19 protein-coding genes are annotated in these 19,688 nt (G+C 70.3%); 14 read left to right on the top strand and 5 right to left on the bottom strand.

From position 1 onward, the window contains the following. Positions 1-143 precede the first annotated feature (143 nt). The 6 genes from DVK44_RS37610 to DVK44_RS10885 all read left to right on the top strand — a co-directional run bounded on the left by DVK44_RS37610 (position 144) and on the right by DVK44_RS10885 (position 6,454). Positions 144-884: a hypothetical protein gene (locus tag DVK44_RS37610; protein WP_162793776.1), complete on the top strand. Its 741-nt coding sequence runs from the start codon at positions 144-146 to the stop codon at positions 882-884. Next, positions 885-3,092, top strand: a complete 2,208-nt coding sequence (locus DVK44_RS10905; RefSeq protein ID WP_114659495.1) for a bifunctional polysaccharide deacetylase/glycosyltransferase family 2 protein — start codon at positions 885-887, stop codon at positions 3,090-3,092. Beyond that, the gene (locus tag DVK44_RS10900) at positions 3,089-4,378 is read left to right on the top strand and encodes an acyltransferase family protein (protein ID WP_114659494.1); all 1,290 of its coding nucleotides are present in this window, start codon (positions 3,089-3,091) and stop codon (positions 4,376-4,378) included. Before DVK44_RS10905 ends, DVK44_RS10900 begins: the two co-directional genes overlap by 4 nt. A 127-nt stretch (positions 4,379-4,505) precedes the next feature. Further along, positions 4,506-4,997 (top strand): helix-turn-helix transcriptional regulator, encoded by a 492-nt coding sequence (locus DVK44_RS10895; protein WP_114659493.1) that lies wholly within the window; start codon positions 4,506-4,508, stop codon positions 4,995-4,997. Positions 4,998-5,007: 10 nt separating this feature from the next. After that, positions 5,008-5,418, top strand: coding sequence for a VOC family protein (locus DVK44_RS10890; RefSeq protein WP_114665050.1), 411 nt, complete (start codon positions 5,008-5,010; stop codon positions 5,416-5,418). An 85-nt stretch (positions 5,419-5,503) separates the two neighbouring features. Then, positions 5,504-6,454, top strand: a complete 951-nt coding sequence (locus DVK44_RS10885) for an RNA polymerase sigma-70 factor (protein ID WP_114659492.1) — start codon at positions 5,504-5,506, stop codon at positions 6,452-6,454. 11 nt (positions 6,455-6,465) lie between these two features. Here DVK44_RS10885 and DVK44_RS10880 read toward each other — a convergent pair whose 3' ends face one another. After that, positions 6,466-6,780 carry a hypothetical protein gene (locus DVK44_RS10880; protein WP_162793774.1) on the bottom strand — a complete coding sequence of 105 codons (315 nt, stop codon included), beginning with the start codon at positions 6,778-6,780 and terminating at the stop codon, positions 6,466-6,468. Between the two features lie 338 nt (positions 6,781-7,118). Here DVK44_RS10880 and DVK44_RS10875 point away from each other — a divergent pair, with 338 nt between their 5' ends. Continuing rightward, positions 7,119-8,273 (top strand): methyltransferase domain-containing protein, encoded by a 1,155-nt coding sequence (locus tag DVK44_RS10875; RefSeq protein WP_162793772.1) that lies wholly within the window; start codon positions 7,119-7,121, stop codon positions 8,271-8,273. Positions 8,274-8,388: 115 nt separating this feature from the next. On the opposite strand, the gene DVK44_RS10870 is transcribed toward DVK44_RS10875, so the two are convergent. From DVK44_RS10870 to DVK44_RS10855, 4 genes are all read right to left on the bottom strand, one after another. Beyond that, positions 8,389-9,195, bottom strand: a complete 807-nt coding sequence (locus tag DVK44_RS10870) for a hypothetical protein (RefSeq protein WP_181957443.1) — start codon at positions 9,193-9,195, stop codon at positions 8,389-8,391. 61 nt (positions 9,196-9,256) lie between these two features. Next, positions 9,257-10,099, bottom strand: coding sequence for a DUF4037 domain-containing protein (locus tag DVK44_RS10865; protein ID WP_114659489.1), 843 nt, complete (start codon positions 10,097-10,099; stop codon positions 9,257-9,259). Between the two features lie 40 nt (positions 10,100-10,139). Continuing rightward, complete coding sequence (locus DVK44_RS10860) at positions 10,140-10,928, bottom strand: GntR family transcriptional regulator (RefSeq protein ID WP_408055306.1); 789 nt, start codon at positions 10,926-10,928, stop codon at positions 10,140-10,142. A gap of 5 nt (positions 10,929-10,933) precedes the next feature. After that, positions 10,934-11,485 (bottom strand): GntR family transcriptional regulator, encoded by a 552-nt coding sequence (locus DVK44_RS10855; protein ID WP_114659487.1) that lies wholly within the window; start codon positions 11,483-11,485, stop codon positions 10,934-10,936. A 395-nt stretch (positions 11,486-11,880) separates the two neighbouring features. On the opposite strand from DVK44_RS10855, the gene DVK44_RS10850 reads away from it, so the two are divergent. The 7 genes from DVK44_RS10850 to DVK44_RS10820 all read left to right on the top strand — a co-directional run bounded on the left by DVK44_RS10850 (position 11,881) and on the right by DVK44_RS10820 (position 19,647). Further along, positions 11,881-12,390: an ATP-binding protein gene (locus DVK44_RS10850; protein WP_331461590.1), complete on the top strand. Its 510-nt coding sequence runs from the start codon at positions 11,881-11,883 to the stop codon at positions 12,388-12,390. Between the two features lie 380 nt (positions 12,391-12,770). Beyond that, positions 12,771-13,637 (top strand): LLM class F420-dependent oxidoreductase, encoded by an 867-nt coding sequence (locus tag DVK44_RS10845; RefSeq protein ID WP_114659485.1) that lies wholly within the window; start codon positions 12,771-12,773, stop codon positions 13,635-13,637. A 240-nt stretch (positions 13,638-13,877) separates the two neighbouring features. After that, the gene (locus tag DVK44_RS10840) at positions 13,878-15,275 is read left to right on the top strand and encodes a nitrate/nitrite transporter (protein WP_114659484.1); all 1,398 of its coding nucleotides are present in this window, start codon (positions 13,878-13,880) and stop codon (positions 15,273-15,275) included. A gap of 117 nt (positions 15,276-15,392) precedes the next feature. Next, positions 15,393-16,532, top strand: coding sequence for a uroporphyrinogen-III synthase (locus tag DVK44_RS10835; protein WP_114659483.1), 1,140 nt, complete (start codon positions 15,393-15,395; stop codon positions 16,530-16,532). Between the two features lie 159 nt (positions 16,533-16,691). Next, positions 16,692-17,222 (top strand): GNAT family N-acetyltransferase, encoded by a 531-nt coding sequence (locus DVK44_RS10830; RefSeq protein WP_114659482.1) that lies wholly within the window; start codon positions 16,692-16,694, stop codon positions 17,220-17,222. A gap of 977 nt (positions 17,223-18,199) precedes the next feature. Then, positions 18,200-18,793 carry a sigma-70 family RNA polymerase sigma factor gene (locus DVK44_RS10825; protein ID WP_114659481.1) on the top strand — a complete coding sequence of 198 codons (594 nt, stop codon included), beginning with the start codon at positions 18,200-18,202 and terminating at the stop codon, positions 18,791-18,793. After that, a complete protein-coding gene (locus tag DVK44_RS10820) occupies positions 18,790-19,647 on the top strand; it encodes a zf-HC2 domain-containing protein (protein WP_114659480.1) in 858 nt (285 codons plus the stop codon). The genes DVK44_RS10825 and DVK44_RS10820 overlap by 4 nt, the downstream gene beginning before the upstream one ends. Positions 19,648-19,688: the final 41 nt, after the last annotated feature.

The raw sequence follows: 19,688 nt of genomic DNA, 5'->3' as shown, positions 1-19,688 counted from the left end.
CCGTCGGCGTGGGCTACATTCGTGCCACGGGTGCAATGTGGTAGGGGGGCGTCCGCTTCGGGTGGGGACCCGATCCGGTGGTAGATCCGACCATGCTGCGTATATGCCCAAATCGTTCCGTGGTGGGGGATGTGCCTACAGCAGTGGATAATTGGCGAAAAGATGCCTCTCATGGGCATATATACGAGCCGAATGACGTCACCGTCGAGCTGGACGGTCTGGGACGTCAGCTCTCCGAACTCCCCGCGGGCACCAGGCCCGTGGAGGAGACGGCGGCTCTGCCGGCCATAGCGGCCGAGGGCCCCGAGGCGGCCGACGGGCCGGTGTTCGTCGATGAGAGCGGGCGGCGGAGCAAGAAGCTCCGGAGAGCCGGCTGGGTCGTCGCCATCGCGTGTGCCTGTTACGCCATGACCGTGGTCGCGGCCCTCGTCGGCGGCGACTCCAACGCCCCCTGGCTCCCGATACCCGGCGCGGACAAGAAGAAGGCCGACACGGTCAAGGTGCGGCCCGAGGCCACCGAGAGCCCCACCGCCACCGCCGACCCCGTCGAGCCCTCGGCCGGGACCACGGCCACGGACCCGGGCACGGTCGTCGTGCCCCGGCCGTCGGGCACCGCCGTGGTGGGCACCGCCGGTCAGGCCGTACCCTCCTCGTCGATCCCCGCGCCCCAGTTCTCGCCCTCCGCCGACATGTCGGCGCAGCCCAGCACGGACCCGGTGCCGGGCCCGGACGAGAGTGTGCCGCCCGGCTCCGGCGGCGGTGTGCCCACGACCTCCGCGCCGGTCGTCGAACCGGACGCGTCCCCCGTGGAGCCGAGCACCTCCGAGGAGCCCGCGCCCGGGGTGGACGGCGATCAGGCCATGGCCGTGAAGGGGGCGCGCTAGATGGCGACTTCCGGAAAGCGGGCCCGCGCGCGCAAGCGCCCGCGCGGCCCCCGGCGCAGACTGCCGATGCGCTATCTGCTGCCCTCGCTCATCCTCGTCGCACTGCTCGCCATGCTCATGCTGCGCGGCTATGTGCACAGCGAGATCCTCGCCGACCACCGGGTCCGGGACCCCGCGCCCACCGGGCAGGTGCCGGACCACATCCTGCGCGGCGGCCCGGTCATCGACGCGCGCGGCACCGGCCCCGCCAAGTCCCTCGACATCCCCGACCGTCAGCTCGTCCTGACCTTCGACGACGGACCCGACCCCGAGTGGACCCCCAAGGTCCTCGACAAGCTCAAGCAGCACAACGCCCACGGCGTCTTCTTCATCACCGGCACCATGGCCTCGCGCTACCCCGAGCTGGTGAAGCGGATGGTGGCCGAGGGCCACGAGATCGGCCTGCACACCTTCAACCACCCGGACCTCTCCCTCCAGACCCCCTCCCGGATCGACTGGGAACTCTCCCAGAACCAGCTGGCGCTCGCCGGCGCGGCGGGCATCCGCTCCTCCATCTTCCGGCCGCCGTACTCCTCTTTCGCCGGCGCGATGGACAACAAGACCTGGCCGGTCACCGAGTACATCGGCAGCCTCGGTTACATCACGGTACTGAACGACACCGACAGTGAGGACTGGAAGCGGCCCGGCGTCGACGCGATCATCGAGCGGGCCACGCCCAAGGGCACCAAGGGCTCACTGGTGCTGATGCACGACTCCGGCGGCGACCGCTCGCAGACCGTCGCCGCGCTCGACCGCTTCCTGCCCGACATGAAGAAGCGCGGCTTCCGCTTCAGCAACCTCACCGAGGCCCTCGGCGCCCCCAGCGCCCACACCCCGGTCACCGGCGTCGACCTCTGGAAGGGCAAGGCATGGGTCGCCGCCGTCGCCCTCTCCGGCAATGTCACCGCGATCCTGGTCGTCGGGCTCTCCATCATCGGCTCCCTGGTCATCGCCCGGTTCGGCCTGATGCTGGTGCTCTCCTTCGCGCACGCGCGCAAGGTCCGCCGCCGCGACTTCCGCTGGGGCGAGCCCGTCACCGAGCCCGTCACCGTGCTCGTACCCGCGTACAACGAACGCGAGTGCATCGCCAATACGGTCAACTCCCTGACGGCGAGCGAGCATCCGATCGAGGTCATCGTCATCGACGACGGCTCCAACGACGGCACCGCGGACATCGTCGAGGCGCTCTGGCTGGACAACGTCCATGTCGTACGCCAGCCCAACTCCGGCAAACCCGCCGCCCTCAACAACGGCATCGCGCACGCCAGTCACGACATCGTCGTGATGATGGACGGCGACACCGTCTTCGAACCGTCCACCGTGCGCGAGCTGGTCCAGCCCTTCGGCGACCCGCGCGTCGGCGCGGTCGCCGGCAACGCCAAGGTCGGCAACCGCGACACCCTGATCGGCGCCTGGCAGCACATCGAGTACGTGATGGGCTTCAACCTCGACCGCCGTATGTACGACATGCTCGGCTGCATGCCCACCATCCCCGGCGCGGTGGGCGCCTTCCGGCGGACCGCGCTGGAGCGCGTCGGCGGGATGAGCGAGGACACCCTCGCCGAGGACACCGACATCACCATGGCCATGCACCGGGACGGCTGGCGCGTCGTCTACGCCGAGCGCGCCCGCGCCTGGACCGAGGCGCCCGAGTCCGTACAGCAGCTGTGGTCCCAGCGCTACCGCTGGAGCTACGGCACGATGCAGGCCATCTGGAAGCACCGCCGCGCCTTCCTGGAACGCGGCCCCTCCGGGCGCTTCGGCCGGGTCGGGCTGCCGCTGGTCTCGCTGTTCATGGTCCTGGCGCCGCTGCTGGCGCCGCTGATCGACGTGTTCCTGCTGTACGGGCTGGTCTTCGGCCCGACGGAGAAGACGATCGGGGCGTGGCTGGGGGTGCTGGCGGTACAGCTGGTGTGCGCCGCGTACGCCTTCCGGCTGGACAAGGAACGGATGACGCATCTGATATCGCTGCCGCTCCAGCAGATCCTGTACCGGCAGCTGATGTACGTGGTGCTGCTCCAGTCGTGGATCACCGCGCTGACGGGCGGCCGGCTGCGGTGGCAGAAGCTGCGCCGTACGGGTGTGGTGGAGGCGGCGCCGGGGGCGGGTTCGGCGGCGAGTTCCGCGTCGGGGAGCGGTGTGGAGAAGGACCGGAGGCCGGTGGCATGAGCGGCGTTGGACCGTCTCCTTCTGTTCCGGCTGTTCCGGCTGTTCCGCCTGTTCCGGTCGATACGGCGGATGCGGCCGTCGTGGCGGAGGCCGCTGAGAAGCCCTCCTCCGGTGGTGGCGGCGGCCGGGACCGTTATCTGGACCTGCTGCGCGCCATCGCGCTGGTCCGTGTCGTCGTCTTCCATATCTTCGGCTGGGCCTGGCTGACGATCCTCTTCCCGTCCATGGGCGTCATGTTCGCGCTGGCCGGGTCGCTGATGGCGCGGTCGCTGTCGCGGCGTACCCCCTGGAGCGTCGTACGGAGCCGGCTCCGCCGGCTGCTGCCGCCGATGTGGGCGTTCGCGGTGCTCACCGTGCCGCTGATGTTCGTGATGGGCTGGAAGCCGGTACGGGAGGAGGGGGTCTGGTGGTTCCTCAAACTGGCCAACTACTTCCTCCCGCTGGGCGCCCCGCCGTATCCGGAGGAGAGCGGCGACGGCAGCAGCGCGTATCTGGACACGACCTGGGCGGAGGATGTCGCCGGGCCGCTCTGGTACATCCGCGCGTATCTGTGGTTCGTCCTGCTGTCGCCGCTGCTGCTGCGGGCGTTCCGCCGGCTGCCGTGGGTGACGCTGCTCTTCCCGGTCGTGCTGACGGCGATCGTCAGCAGCGAGCTGGTGACCATCCCCGGTGAGGCCGGGCAGATCGTCATCGACTTCGCGATCTACGGCGCGTGCTGGGTGCTCGGCTTCGCCCACAACGACGGCCTGTTCCAGAAGGTGCCGCGCTATCTCACCGTCTCGCTGTCCTTCTTCCTGATGGCCTTCGCCCTGTGGTGGGCGGCCGGGCATCTCACCGACGAGGGCTGGAACTTCGACGAGATCCCGCTGGCCCAGGCGGCCTGGTCGCTGGGCTTCTGCGCGATCCTGCTCCAGTACTCACCGTCCTGGAAGGAACTGCCGGGGAGGCTGGCGCAGTTCGACTCGGTGGTCACGCTCGCCAACAACCGGGCCGTGACGATCTACCTCTGGCACAACCTGATGATCCTGGCGACGTTCCCGCTCATCGACCAGCTCTGGAACATCCCCGGCATCGACGCGTACTCCTCGGAGCTGAACGCCTCGTACGACGTGCTGCCGCTGGTGCTGGTCTGGCCGCTGATCGGGCTGGCGATCCTGGCGATGGGATGGGTGGAGGACGTGGCGGCGAAACGGCGGCCCAGGTGGTGGCCGAACGGCGCGGCGAAGGATGCGGCAAGGGACGCGGCGAAGGATGGGGCGGGCACGGGGGCGCGCAGACGCCGCTGAGGCGGTTGGTCCTCGGTCTTGCCGGCGGTGCCCGTTCGTCTCCCTCCGGGGAAGGCGAGCGGGCACCGTTGTTTTGCTGTTCATGCAGGTCAGGGGTGATGTCAGTGGGCGGTGGTAGCTTCGATTCATGACCCCGGAAGAGCTTGCCAATCTCGCGCACCTGCGCCGGGCGCGGGATCTGATCGACCGCGAGTACGCGCGTCCGCTCGATGTGCCCGCGATGGCGCGCCGCGCGCTCATGTCGCCGGCGCACTTCTCGCGACGCTTCCGGGCGGCGTACGGGGAGACGCCGTACAGCTACCTCATGACCCGCCGGATAGAGCGGGCGATGGCGCTGCTGCGCGGGGGGATGAGCGTGACGGACGCGTGTATGGCGGTGGGCTGTACGTCGCTCGGCTCGTTCAGCTCGCGCTTCAGCGAGCTGGTGGGGGAGACACCGAGCGCGTACCGCCGCCGGGAGCACTCGGCGGTGGTGGCGATGCCGCCGTGCGTGGCGAAGACGCAGACGCGCCCGACGAGGAAGCCGGGGGGTGGGTCCTCGGTGAACCCGTCGAACCCGTCGAACCCGTCGAATTCGTCGAGCAGGATTCAAGAAGCGGGCCGCACGGCCGCCGCCTAACGTGGGCGGCATGAACATCGCACTCAAGTATGCGCATATCACCGTAAACGACCCGGATGAGTCGATCGGCTTCTACCGCGACGCACTCGGCCTCGAAGTCCGCAACGACGTCGCTTCCGGCGGATTCCGCTGGGTCACCCTCGGCAGCCCCACTCAGCCCGGCCTGGAGATCGTGCTCTCGCAGCCGCACGGTGGCCGTTCCCAGGCCGACGGCGACAGGCTCCAGGAGCTGGTCACCAAAGGTGCCCTTCAGAACGTCGGCTTCAGCACCGACGACCTGGACGCGCTCTTCGAGCGGGTACGGGCATCGGGCGCCGAGGTGCTCCAGGAGCCGGCCGACCAGCCCTGGGGCCCGAGGGACTGTGCGTTCCGTGACCCCTCGGGCAACATGGTGCGGATCCAGCAGGTCGCCAAGGCGTAGCGCTCCGTAACGTCCGGGCATGTCACGGACGGAGGGGCTGTCTCGTCCCGTGTCCTGAGGACAGCATCTTCAGGGAGGAGTCGCGATGACGCGGGAGAACGGGGCCACCCAGACCACTCGGACCGAGGAGTTCGAGGAGCTGCGGCCGCTGTTGTTCTCGATCGCCTACCGGATCCTCGGCAGCGTGAGCGAGGCCGAGGACGCGGTCCAGGAGAGCTGGCTGCGCTACGAGACGTACCCGACCCGTCCCGCGTCGGCCAAGGCGTTCCTCTCGGCCGTGGTCACCCGGATCTCGATCGACGTACTGCGCTCGGCCCGCGTACGGCGGGAGCGGTACGTCGGGCAGTGGCTGCCCGAGCCGCTGCTCACCGACCCCTACGAGGACCCGGCGCGCTCGGCGGAGCTGGCGGACTCGCTGTCGATGGCGGCGCTGTTGCTGCTGGAGCGGCTCAGTCCGCTCGAACGGGCGGTTTTCGTGCTGCGGGAGGTGTTCGGGTTCGGCTTCCCCGAGATCGCCCCGGCCGTGGGGCGCTCGGAGGCGGCTTGCCGGCAGCTCGCGGTACGGGCGCGGGGCCATATGGAGGCGGGGCGCCCCCGGTTCGACGCGGACCGGCGGGAGCGCGAGGAGCTGGCGGCACGGTTCTTCGACGCGCTCAGGGAGGGCGACGTCGACGGTCTGCGGGAGCTGCTCGCCGCCGATGTCCAGCTGGTCGGGGACGGCGGCGGCAAGGCGCCGCAGCTGGCCCGGAACATCGTCGGCGCCGACAAGGTGGCCCGGCTGCTCGCCGCGTACCTGCCGCAGCTCGCGCTGATCGATGTGACGCTGGGCGCGCGCGAGGTGAACGGCCTGCCGGGCGTACTCATCCGCGACCGGGACGGCAAGGTCATCGGCACCATGGCGCTCGATGTGGGCGACGGCCGGATCCGGGCGATCCACTCGGTGGTCAATCCCGACAAGCTGGGGCACGTGGGTCCGGTGGCGGACGGATGGGCGCTCAAGGAGGCGATGATCGAGGCGCGCCGACGGAAGGGGTGACCGGGGGAGTGCTACCGGGTGAGCGCCAGCAGCAGGGGTACCCCCAGAAGGACGAGGACCTGTACGGTGCCGGCCACCCGCCACCGCCGCCGGTACAGCACGTACACACTGCGCCCGGCGGCCACCACCAGGAACACCACCATCAGCAGGAACAGCGTGTAGACGACGTCCACGGGCAGAGGCAGCGGGCCCTTCGGGCCGAACACCCAGAGCGGTGTGTAGAGGGCGAGAAGGACGACCGCCAGATCGAGCAGCGGGATCAGTACGGCGACGGCCAAGTCCTCGGCGAAGGAGGGCCGTTCGGAGCCTTTCTCCGTCTCCGTCATGGCGGAAGTGTCGCACCGGGCCGAGGCGGACGACATGCTTCCGGGCGGCATTGAGCGCCCGCACATCATGTATGATCATGGTGTAACTTCGGTTCACGCAAACGAAGTCGCGCGTCTGTGGTCCAAGGAAAGACGCCCACCTGCCGGTGGGAAATGTAGGTGCAAGGCCTGCCGGGCGCTCCATGCGAGAAGGGGCCTTCCTCACACGAGGAAGGCCCCTTCTTTGTCGCCCACCTCTGCCGCTCTGGGTGGTGGATTGAATACTCTCCGTAGTGGGCAGCCTGGGTGTAGTGACTGAGTGCGGCGATCTCGACAGGGGCTGTCGGTAGGGGGGCGTGGTGGAAGCGTTGGCACGGCGTACGGCTCATCTCGCGGACGCGCTGATTCATGTACCCCGGTATCCGTTCATCCCTCGGCAGGCGTGGGCCGCGGGCACTCCCGCGGGTGCCGGTTCCGGCGCGACGCGCGGGCGCTGGATCGACCGGGACGCCGACCCCGAGGTGTGGTGGCGGGCCGTCTCGTCGGATGCGGCGATCTATACGCAACTCGACGACGGGGAGAGCCCGCTCACCGCCGAGAACGCGGCGAAGACCTTCGCACCCACGTGCTCCGCTTCGAGCCCGTCCCTCGTCGCGGCCTTTCTCCGGCGGCTCGGGCCCGGGCAGGGCGACCGGATCCTGGAAATCGGCACGGGCACGGGATGGACCGCCGGGCTCCTCTCGTACGTGACCGGCGACCAGAAGAACGTGACGACGGTCGAAGTGGACGCCGCTCTCGCCGCCGTCGCGGAGCGGAATCTGCGGTCCGTCGGCATGGCGCCCCGCCTTGTGGTCGGCGATGGAACGGCGGGGATACCCGACCCCGCCGCGACGTTCGACGGGGTCCATGTCACCTGCGGGGTACGGGACATTCCGTACCGCTGGGTGGAACAGACCCGCCCCGGCGGCGTCATCGTCCTCCCGCACGCACCGGCCACCCGACTGCTGCGCCTCACCGTGGGCGAGAACGGCACCGCGTCCGGGAGCTTCCACGAGGTGTGCTCGTTCATGCTGCTGCGCGCGCAGCGCCGACCGGTGAGCCGCCTGAAGCGCACGGAGCCACGTACCCGAAAACTGCGCACCGCCCCGGACCCCCTGCTGCACGCACACACCGAACCGGGGCTTGAGGTGCTCCTCGGTGACCTGGTGGGAGACATCCCCTTCGCCACCGGGAGTTCCGGCTCCGGCTCGGGTTCCGGCTCCGGGGACGCGGGACTGCTCAGCTCCGGGACGTCACTCGCGACGGTGGAGGCCGGCCGGGTCACACAGACAGGGCCGCGCGATCTGTGGGACGAGGCCGAGGAGGTGTACCGGGGCTGGAAGGAGAGGGGAAGCCCCGGGCTCGATCGCATCGGATTCACCGTGACGCGGTCAAGGCAGTACGTATGGCTGGACGATCCGACCGTATCCGCCGCTCAAACGATGGGCTTTACGAAGGGAAGCGAGCATGGCTGATCCGAATTGTGGCACCTGCGGCGGTTCGGGGTGGGTCAAGGTCAACTACGACGGCACACAGCGCTCGGAGAAGTGCCCGACCTGCAACAGCTGAGCCAAGAACTTCACCGCGGGGTCACTCCGGCCGCCGCCCCGCCCTGAACGGCAGCCTGCGGGCCCGACGGCCCGGCTTCTCCGAGCCGGGCAGCCATGGATAGCCGAGCTGCTCGGCGTTGTCGGCCGAGCCGCCGCAGACCTCCGCCGCCGCGCGGGGGTCGCCGGCGGCCGTCAATTGATCGGCCAGCCGCGCCGCTTGAACCGACGGGTCGTCGCCGGGGGATACGGCCAGCCTCAGCTGGAACTGGAGCCAAGGGCGCTCGGCGGTGATGGCGGCGCGCCCCGGGTGGAGAAGGCGGAGGACGACACGATCCCCGTTCCCGTCCCCAGGCCAGGCGAAGACGCCTTGCAGTTCGCACTCCCAGCGCGTCAGCCAGTCCGTACGGGCGAGGAGTTCCGCCTCCAGCAGCCGAGCCACGGTACGGGCGGGCCACTCCCACCCACGATCCGCCACCGCCCGCTCGACCTCGGCCCGGTACTGGACGGCGTCGAAGCGAAGCTCCGGCAGGTTCATGCCGTCGTCGGCGGGATTGCGCCACGGCCCCCAGACGACGTGGTCACTCTCGCGTCGAATCGTCACGTAGAGGGCGCCGCAGCACCCCTCCGCACACCGCGCCTGAGCCAGCCGAACCTCGTGCGGAGCCTCCGCCGCGATGAGGGGCTCGGTGGTCGACAGCAGCTCCCGGGGGTCCATGGCCGCCCCGTCGTCGAACATCCGCTCCACGATGTCCTCACCGTCGGCCAGCGGACGCACCTCGACGCCTTCGTTTCCGGGGTCGGTCGGCACGACGACACGGATGGCGAAGCGCCGAGGCTCTGAGGTCATAGCCCCGATTGTCGGACGGCCCGGCTCCGGCTGTCATGTCCTTATCTCCTTGCTCATCCCCTCATCCCCTTATTCCGCTGGCCCGGTTCTCCTGACGGATGCGGTTCCGCAGCGTGGCGAGGGTCTCCTCGGTCAGCACCCGCGCCGACGCCACCGTCGCCGTCAGCGCCTCGGCGCTCTCGCCGGGTGCCCCCAGGAGACGGCGGACGCGTGGTCCGAAGTCGGGCGGTGCGCTCGGCAGGGTCGCGGCGACGGCCAGCGCGCCCTTTTCGTTGAGGCACCAGCGTCGGTCCTCGGCGTACAGGCTCTGCACCAGTACGCCGACGGCCCGGGACAGGCAGAGCGAGACGAAGAGGGTGTCCGACCGGTGCGCGCCCTTCATCGCGGCGGCGACCAGGAACTCCGCCTCCCACGCGCCAGCCATCAACGCTTCGCGCAGCGGCTCGGGGTAGGCGGTGGTCCGGCGCCGGAGGTCTGTCAGCTCACCGCTCGGGTCCGCCAGTACGTCCCCCAGCGCGACCTCGCCCGCGTAGCACGGCGACCAGAACCCGAGCGGATGCCCCGGCTGTGTCCCCACCTCGTACCGGCCCTCACGGCAGTCCGCCCACACCCGCTCGACCCGGTCCAGATCCCGCAGGATCCAGTCCACCGCCACGCCGTCCACCCGCAGCCACGCGCCCCCGTTCACCCACGGCCCCCAGCCCCCGGGTCCGGCCACCTCCACCCCGGGCCCGGCCAGCGCGCGCAACGCGCCGAGATCGGGCGTGTCCCGGTAGTACACCCCCAGATCCCAGTCGGAATCCGCCCGCTGTTCCCCACGCGCCCGGCTCCCGCCGAGCATCACCCCGACGACACCCGGGACTTCGGCCAGGCGGTGGGCCATGTTCTCGATGAGCTGCCGCATACGGAGGAGTCTGGCAGCCGGCGCATGCGCGGGGCGGTTCTCAAGCGGGAGTGAACTCGTACCGCAGCTCGTACAGATGGCCTGCCTTCGCCATCACCGTGGCCTCGACCGGTCGCTCGTCGGGCCCGTACACGACGCGCAGTGTGCGCAGGACCGGCAGGTCGCCGGGGAGGCGGAGCGCCTCGTACTGCTCCTGGGTGGGGACGCGGGCGGAGACGTGGTCGACGCCGAGGCGGGGTGAGTGGCCCAGTTCGGTCAGGAGGGCGGGGGTTCCGCCCCGGATGCGGCGGTGTTCCATCAGGGCGGTGCCACGGGCGATGTCCAGTGGGTAGTAGGCGTGGACGAGTTCGACCGGCTGCTCGTCGAGGAGCAGCAGTTGGTGGCGCAGGAGTGCGGTGCCGCCGGACGGCAGTCCGAGGGCCGCCGCCACATCGGCGGGAGGCGCCGTCTCGGCGACGGCGAGCAGTCTGGTGCGGGCTGTGCCGCCGTGCTTCGCGGTCTCCGCGAGCCATGGGTACGGCCTGCCGCGGTCCGCGACGTCCAGGGACGAGGCGGGCCGTACGGTCAGCTGCCGATGCTCCCGCACGGTTACGGCGGCGCCCGCGCGCCCGATGACCAGCTGTTCGTCCTTGAGGAGTTGCAGCGCTTTCTGCACGGTGGCGTTCGAGGCGTCGAATCGCTCCTTGAGGCGTGTGGTGGACGGCAGGTCAGCGCCCAGGGCGAGGTCTCCGGTCATGATCTCGTCGCGCAGATCGGCGGCGATCCGCTGATGGAGGGAGCGCCGGTCGGGCCTGTTCTCTCCGGTCTGGGGCGCGGTGGTCCGGGGCACGGGTGTCATCCGATTCTGATCTCGTACCGCAGTCGTTGGCGGTGTGCGGGCATGGTCATGGTGTCGGCCTGGATGGGGTGGTCCTCGCCGTCGAGGGTGGTGCGGGTCAGGCGGAGTACCGGTTCGTCCGGGGCGGTTTGGAGGGCTTCGCGTTCCTCGGGGGTGGGGAGGCGGGCGGTGATGTCCTCGCGGACGCGTACGCCCACGTGTCCCAGCTCGGCGAGGAGGGTGACAGCGCCGCCAGGGATCCTGGCCGTACCGGCGAGGCGGGTGCCGCGGGCGATGGCGGCCGGGTAGTAGGTGTCGGTCAGCTCGCAGGGCTCGTCGTCCAGGTACATCACGCGCCGCCGTACGACGACGAACGCGCCCGGCGCGACCCCGAGCAGCTCCGCGACCTCGTCGGACGCCGCGACCTCGCCGGCCCCGACGATCCGTTGCGCGCCGCGCCGGCCCCGTGCCGCGGACTCGGCGGCCCACGCGTCGGGGCCGCCGGGGGGCTGTGGTGTCAGGTAGGGCATGGAGGTGCTGACCCAATGACCGGCGGCGTTGGTGCTCATGACGTCCTCACAGTGTCGTTGACGGATTTCCCTGTCCATGCCGTGCCGCTCTACACGGTAGGTGAGCGTCTGGGTGCCGCACACGCCACACTACCTTGCTGCTTTTCGCGAATAGCGATACGGTTTGGCCTTGGATACCGCGAACCCCGGCGACGTTGGGCGTCCCGGGGCGTGGTCCAACGCTTTGAAGGAGCGTCAGACGTCGTGAACCCTATCGTTCGTTTCTTCGAGTCGCCGTTACGCGGCTTGTTTCCGGCCGTTCGACGGCGTCAACCCGGGCGGGTGGCCTGTTGCCTGGTGGTCTTCCCTCCGAAGCGTCCTGTGGAGTTTCGGCCTCGGCTGGTGTTTGTGCATGGCTGTTGGTCCTCGGGGCGGGGAGTGCACAGCGCGTTGTTGTGGCCGTGTTCCCGGCGGGATGTCGAGCGCCGGGAGCGGGTGGAGCAGTACAGGCGGCGGTTGCTGATGCGGACGGAGTGGCTGGCCGCGCAGGGGTCGGGCACGGGGGCGGTGCGGTGAGCCGGGCTCCGGTGGTGCGCAGGTGGAAGCGGCACGCACGGTCCGTTGGGCTCGCGCGGGCGGAGTTGCGGAAGGCGCTGGCGCTGTGGGGACTGAGTTCGGTGGAGGAGGCGGCCGTGCTCGTGCTCTCGGAGCTGGTCACCAATGCCGTACGGCACGCGCACGTGCCGGCCGGGCGGGAGGTCGAGACGCGGTTCCTGGCGCTGCCCGGTGGTGGGGTGCGTCTTGAGGTGCATGACGCCTGTTCCCGGCGGCCGGAGGTGCAGGACGCTTCGCCCGGTGCCTGTGCTGGGCGGGGGCTTCTGATTGTTGAGGCGGTTGCCGACTCATGGGGTGTCGCCGGCCGTGACGGTGTCGGCAAGGCTGTCTGGGCGGTGGTGTCCGGGTGACGTGGCCTTGGATCATGGCGAAGGGCCCACAGAGATCGGCGCGGCGGCCTGTGAACGGTAGGCGTGGCCGTCGGCGTGCCTTCGCCCGGCGGGGCTGGTTGCTGGTTCGGCTGGTGCTGGGGTCCGTGCTCGGGGTTCCCGGCATCCGCACGTCCGGGGCCTGCCCCTGTGGGTGCTGTGTCGGGCCGTACCCCACGGCGGAGTGGGAATTCCTGGTCGGGTGGCTTCGGGAAGAGCGCTTCAGTGGCCGCCGAGCCCGGTAGCCGGGGTTCGGCCATTTGGTTCGGTTGGGGGGTGGGGTGGGTGGAATGCGGGGTGTTTTTGGGGGGTTGGAGTGATTGTTGACCGACGCATCCTCTGGGACATCTGGGAGACAAGAAATGGTTGCTCTGCGGGACGCCATGGGCCGGTACGGGATCTGGAGTTCGGAGTTGCATACCGTGGGGGCGGGGGAGCGGGGTGTGGCCGCTGCTGAGTTGGGGGCGTTGGGGTACGGGGGTGTGTGGTTCGGGGGGAGTCCTGGGGTGGGGGACGCGGCGCCGTTGGTCGAGGGGTCTGCCGGGATCGTCGTTGCCACCGGGATCCTCAGCATCTGGCAGCACACGCCCGCCGAGGTCGGCGCCCGGTTCCTGGAGTTGGAGGCCGCGCATCCCGGGCGGTTCGTGCTCGGGATCGGGGCCAGTCACGCCAAGCTCGCCGCGCAGTACGAGCGGCCCTACTCCGCGATGGTGGAGTATCTGGACGGGCTCGACGCGGCCGGGGTGCCCGCCTCGCGGGTGGTGCTCGCGGCGCTCGGGCCGAAGATGCTCCGGCTCTCCCGGGACCGGGCCGGGGGCGCGCACCCGTACCTCGTCACGCCGGAGCACACCGCCGAGGCCCGCGAGATCCTGGGCGCGCAGCCGCTGCTCGCGCCCGATCTGAAGGTCGTGCTGGAGACCGACCCGCAGATCGCGCGCAGTGCCGCGCGTGAGCACTTCTCCCGGTATCTCCTGCTTCCCAACTACACCAACAACTTCCTGCGGCTCGGCTTCACCGAGGACGACTTCACCGGCGGCGGCAGCGACCGGCTGATCGACGCCGTCTACGCCTGGGGCGACGACGCGCGCGTACGCGACCGTATCGACGCCTTCCTCGCCGCCGGCGCCGACCATCTCGCCCTTCAGATCGTCCGGGACGGGGCCGCCACCGGGCTTCCGGTGGAGGGGTGGCGGCGGCTTGCCGGCGTCCTCGGGCTGAGCCGAGGGTGAGCCGCGGGTGAGCCATGGGTGAGCCGCGGGTGAGCCATGGGTGAGCCGCGGGTGAGCCATGGGTGAGCCGCGGGTGGATCTGAGCCGTAAGTGAGGTTGAGGCGCTGGTGAAAGCGCTCACAGCGGTCCGCGCCCCCGGGTGAGAGCAAGGTTTCGCACCGGTCACCCGGCGGCACCGGGCCGAAACGCGGTGTCCCTACGGTCGGGGCTCACCATTCGATCCCGTCCGGGAGGCGCGCGATGACTGCCCCGACCACCACCCCCGCACCGCCCGAAGGGGGCCGCCGCGGCCGCTGGATCGAGCGGTGGGACCCCGAGGACGAGACCTTCTGGCGGGAGACCGGCGAGCGCGTCGCCCGGCGCAATCTCGTCTTCTCCGTACTCTCCGAGCACATCGGGTTCTCGATCTGGACCCTCTGGTCGGTCATGGTCCTGTTCATGGGGCCCGAGTACGGCGTCGACCCGGCCGGCAAGTTCTTCCTGATCGCCACCGCCACCCTGGTCGGCGCGGTCGTACGCGTCCCGTACACCTTCGCCGTCGCCCGCTTCGGCGGCCGTAACTGGACCGTCTTCTCGGCGCTGATGCTGCTGCTGCCGACCGGCGCCGCGTATCTCGTCATGGAGCCCGGCACCTCGTACGGCACCTTCCTGGCCGTCGCCGCGCTCACCGGCGTCGGCGGCGGGAACTTCGCCTCGTCCATGACCAACATCAACTCCTTCTTCCCGCTCCGGAAGAAGGGCTGGGCCCTCGGCCTCAACGCCGGCGGCGGAAACATCGGCGTGCCCGTCGTCCAGCTGATCGGACTACTGGTCATCGGCACCGCCGGGGCCACCCACCCGCGCATCGTCCTCGGCGTCTACATCCCGCTGATCGTCGTGGCCGCCGTGTGCGCGGCGCTGTTCATGGACAACCTCGCGCCGGTACGCAACGACGCGGGCGCCGCCGGGGAGGCCCTGCGCGACCGGCACACCTGGATCATGTCCCTCCTCTACATAGGGACGTTCGGCTCCTTCATCGGCTACAGCTTCGCCTTCGGTCTGGTCCTCCAGACCCAGTTCGGGCGCACCCCTCTCCAGGCCGCGTCGCTCACCTTCATCGGACCGCTGCTCGGCTCGCTGATCCGGCCGATCGGCGGCAAACTGGCCGACCAGTACGGCGGCGCCCGCATCACCCTCTGGAACTTCGCGGCCATGGCGCTCGCGACCGGCGTCGTGGTCTTCGCCTCCGTCATCGAGTCCCTCACCGTCTTCCTCGTCGGATTCGTCGCGCTCTTCCTGCTCACCGGCCTCGGCAACGGCTCCACGTACAAGATGATCCCCGGCATCTTCCGGGCCCGCGCCGTCGAGAAGGGCATGGCCGGCGCCGCCGCCGACGCCTACGGACGGCGGCTCTCCGGCGCCTCGATGGGGCTCATCGGAGCCGTCGGCGCGCTCGGCGGCCTCGGCATCAACCTCGCCTTCCGGCAGTCCTTCATGACGGCGGGCACCGGAACGTCCGCGTTCGTCGTCTTCCTGCTCTTCTACGTCGCGTGCTTCGCGCTGACCTGGGCGGTATACCTTCGCGAGCCGGCCCCCGCCGCCGAGGCGGCCGTCCCGGCCGAGAGCGGCAGGTCCCGGCTCAGCTACTCGGAGGTGTGAGGCCGCCCGACGTAACGTGGGTGAAATTCCGGTGTACCGGGCCCGTCACGCATCCTTGGCAGGCTCGGTACGCCGACGGGTCCTGTGCCGTCAGCAGCGTCGTCAGGTGGGAGAGGTATGGACGGTCAGCGCCACGGTCCGCTCGCGGGATTCACCATCGGGGTCACCGCGGCCCGGCGCGCCGACGAGCTGGGCACGCTGCTCAAGCGGCGCGGCGGCACCGTCGTGCACGCGCCCGCCCTGCGGATCGTGCAGCTCGCCGATGACGCGGAGCTGCTCTCCGCGACCAAGGAACTGATCGCGCACGTCCCCGACATCGTCGTCGCGACCACGGCGATCGGCTTCCGCGGCTGGGTGGAGGCCGCCGACGGCTGGGGGTACGGCGAGGACCTGCTCGCCTGTCTGCGCGGTGTCGAACTCCTCGCGCGCGGACCCAAGGTGAAAGGCGCCATCCGCGCCGCCGGACTCACCGAGGAGTGGTCGCCCAGCTCCGAATCCATGGCCGAGGTGCTGGAACGCCTCCTCGGGCAGGGCGTCGAGGGCCGCCGGATCGCGCTCCAGCTGCACGGCGAGCCCCTGCCGGGGTTCGTGGAGGCGCTCCGGGCCGGGGGCGCCGATGTCGTCGTCGTCCCCGTGTACCGCTGGATGCCGCCGGAGGACCTCGCGCCGGTCGACCGGCTGATCGACGCGACCGTCGCCCGCGCCGTCGACGCCGTCACCTTCACCAGCGCGCCCGCCGCCGCCTCGCTGCTCTCCCGCGCCGACGAACGCGGGCAGCTCGCCGATCTGCTCACGGCCCTGCACCACGACGTGCTGGCGGCATGCGTCGGCCCCGTCACCGCGCTGCCGCTCCAGGCGCGCGGCATCGACACCGTACAGCCGGAGCGGTTCCGGCTCGGGCCGCTGGTGCAGGTGCTCTGCGCGGAGCTGCCCGGCCGGGCCCGTACGCTGCCGGTCGCCGGCTACCGCGTCGAGATCCGGGGCCACGCGGTGCTGGTGGACGGCGATCTGCGGCCGGTGCCGCCCGCCGGGATGGCCCTGCTGCGCGCGCTCACCCGGCGGCCCGGCTGGGTGGTCTCGCGCGCGGAGCTGCTGCGTGTGCTGCCCGGCGCCGGACGTGACGAACACGCCGTCGAGACGGCCATGGCCCGGCTGCGGACGGCACTGGGCGCGCCGAAGCTGATCCACACGGTGGTCAAGCGGGGCTACCGGCTGGCGCTGGACCCTACGGCGGACTCGAAGTACGCGGACGTCTGAGGGCGGAGGCGGGAGGCTGGAGGGCGGACTCGGCTGAGGGCGGTCGGCCTCAGGAGGTTTGTGCGGCCCTGGGGCTCTTGGGGCTCCTGCGTTTTCTGGGGCCTATGTGGCCGGTGGGCCTGTTTCCCGGCCCGTCCGTTCCGTACGTACGGTACGGAGATGGCCCACGACTCCACGATCCGCCTCAGGCCCGCCACCGCCGACGACGCCGAACTGGTCGCCGAGGCCCTCGTCCGCAACCGCGACCACATGCGGCCCTGGGAGCCGGACCGCCCCGCCGACTTCTTCACCGCGCGCGCCCAGGCCCACCGCCTCGCGGATCCGTCCGTACAGCGCTGGCATCTCACCGACGGCCGGCGCATCGTCGGGCAGGCCACGCTGTCCAACATCGCGCTCGGGCCGTTCCGCAGCGCCAGCCTCGGATACTGGGTCGACGCCGCGTACACCTGCCGCGGTCTGGCGACCCGTGTCACCCAGGAGGTCTGCCGGTCGGCCCGCGACGACCTGGGGCTCCACCGCATCGAGGCGGGCACGGTCCTGGCCAACGCGGCGTCGCAGCGGGTGCTGGCCAAGTGCGGGTTCGAGGTGATCGGTACGGCGCCGCGCTATCTCCACATCGACGGCGAGTGGCGCGACCACCGGCTGTACCAGCGCATCCTGCACAACGGTCCGCCGAACGCCATGCCTTAGGCGCCCGTACCCCTGCGCTGGCCTGAAACCGTCACGCGGGGCGCGTGGGTCCCCAGACCGTCCCCAGAGGCGCGTCCGGGCCTGCTCACCCCGGCGCATTCCTTCCTGGCGGCCTGCTCCGCGCGCGCCGGGCGCCGCCCCCTCACGGCCTGGAGCGGACCGTGCGGCGTGCCGGTCGTGTCGGGCTGTCCGGCGGAGGCTCCGGGGCCTGGACTGCCTGTGGGGCGCGTGAACGCCATGAAGGACGGCCGGGGTGGCCTCTTTTGCGTACGGAAGTCCGCTCACATGCTCGTGATCGCCCGCGGCCAACACCTCGCCGATGGCTGATAGCTGTCGGTGCGTCGGGGTGCGCGGTGGTGAGGGGGCGTGGATTGGGCGCGTGATGGGTATGGGCGCGCGCCTAACTGTGCGCCGGTGCGCGGTAGTTGGGGTGCGTGGGGCGCGTGGGGCGATGGTGGACCCGGGGGTGGGGCCGGGGGCTTTCGGCGGCTCACGGCGCTCTGAGCGGCCGGGGCGGGTGCGCTGCCGCTGAACAGGCGGGCGTATGGACGGGGGTGTGCGCGGGGTGCGGGTGGGGTGTGGCGGGGGCGCGGGTGGCGGCCGTCGCCAGGGGGTGCCGGGGTGCCGCCGGGGGCGGGGTGGCCCGGTGATCTTTCCATGCGCGCGTTCGCGCACCGGACCGTGGCCGGTAGGTGGTCGTTGGCGTGGCTGAAGTCGTCTCTTGTGTGGGAATTACATAAGGTTCTTGAGCGATTTTCAGCCAACTCTGCGTGGTTCCTGTACGGGTCCCTGACAGATCCTCCACGTGTCCTGCACGAAACCTCCGTGGGCCCCGGATCGGCGCGAACCCGCCCAGGACGCCTGTCGGATGGCTCAAAAGATCTTGAAACTTTCTTCGGCGGCGTTGAGTCCGGTGGCCCCCGTCTCCGTACTGATGAGGGAGAAGCAGCCAAGAAGGTCTCGACCGGGAGGTTTAGGTGCGCAAGGATGCGGCCGTGGCCGATGACCGCCCTCACCGGGCCCGACACCGGAGCGCGACACCGCGCACCAATACTCCTGCTCCCGCTCCCGACGAGGAGTTGATGCGAGCGCTGTACCGGGAACACGCCGGACCGCTCCTTGCCTACGTCATGCGTCTTGTGGCGGGCGACCGCCAGCGGGCCGAGGATGTCGTTCAGGAAACGCTCATCCGTGCCTGGAAGAACGCCGGCCAGCTCAATAGGGCGACCGGCTCTGTCCGACCTTGGCTGGTGACGGTCGCACGACGCATCGTCATCGACGGACACCGCAGCCGGCAGGCCCGGCCGCAGGAAGTCGATCCGTCACCGCTGGAGGTCATGCCCGCGGAGGACGAGATCGACAAGGCGTTGTGGCTGATGACGCTCTCGGATGCGCTGGAGGATTTGACCCCTGCTCACCGGGAAGTACTCGTGGAGACGTACTTCAAGGGACGGACCGTCAATGAGGCTGCCGAGACGCTCGGCATACCCAGCGGGACCGTGCGTTCCCGTGTGTTCTACGCACTGCGCTCGATGAAGCTCGCATTGGAGGAAAGGGGGATCTCGGCATGACCACGCACGAGCAGTACGGACTGGGCGACGAAAGTACTGTGCATGAAGCCGTCGGAGCATATGTCCTTGGAATTCTGGACGATGCCGAGGCGACAGCATTCGAGGCGCATCTGGCCGGATGCCGGATCTGCGCCGTCCATCTGGAGGAGTTCTCCGGGATGGAGCCAATGCTGGCCATGCTCGGGGATGCGCCCTCCTCGCTCGGCTCGCCCAACCTGTCCAGTTCCTTCAGCGGAGCGTCCGTCACCCCTATCTCACCCGGGGTCATGTCGCTCGCGGAGATTCCGACGCCGTCCGTCTCCGTGCAACCGACTCCCCAGCTGCTCGACCGGCTGGTCGACGAGGTCGCCATCAAACGGGCGAAGCGGAAGCGGCGCGGGCTGTATCTGGTCGCCGCCGCGGCTGCGCTGATCATCGCCGGTCCGGTGGGGGCGATCGTCGCCACCTCCGGGGACACCAGCAGCAGCGGCAATTTCGCGCAGCCTCAGCCCAGGGATCCCGCCGCTGACTTCCAGTCGGCGTCGGGCAAGCTCAGTGCCACCGATCCCGCCACCAAGGTCAGCGCCTCCGTCAGCATGACGGAGAAGCTGTGGGGCACCGAGTCCATGCTGGAGCTGAAGAACGTCAAGGGGCCGCTGAAGTGCAGCCTTGTCGCCGTCTCCAAGACCGGCGAGAAGGAGACCGTCACCACCTGGGCCGTGCCCGAGTGGGGTTACGGCATCCCCGACAGTCCCAACGCGGCCGGCAAGAAGCCGCTCTACGTACAGGGCGGGACGTCGATCCAGAAGAGCGACATCGACCACTTCGAGGTCGTGACTCTCGACGGCGACAAGCTCGTGGAGATCCCTGCCTGACATAACGGCCCCCTTCGCGTACGGTTGACGGCTGCCCAACG

Origin of the sequence: Streptomyces paludis (assembly GCF_003344965.1) — a bacterium.
GTDB classification, from domain to species: domain Bacteria; phylum Actinomycetota; class Actinomycetes; order Streptomycetales; family Streptomycetaceae; genus Streptomyces; species Streptomyces paludis.
The sequence above is the reverse complement of the archived record's forward strand: the minus strand, read 5'-3'. Positions and strand labels throughout refer to the sequence as shown.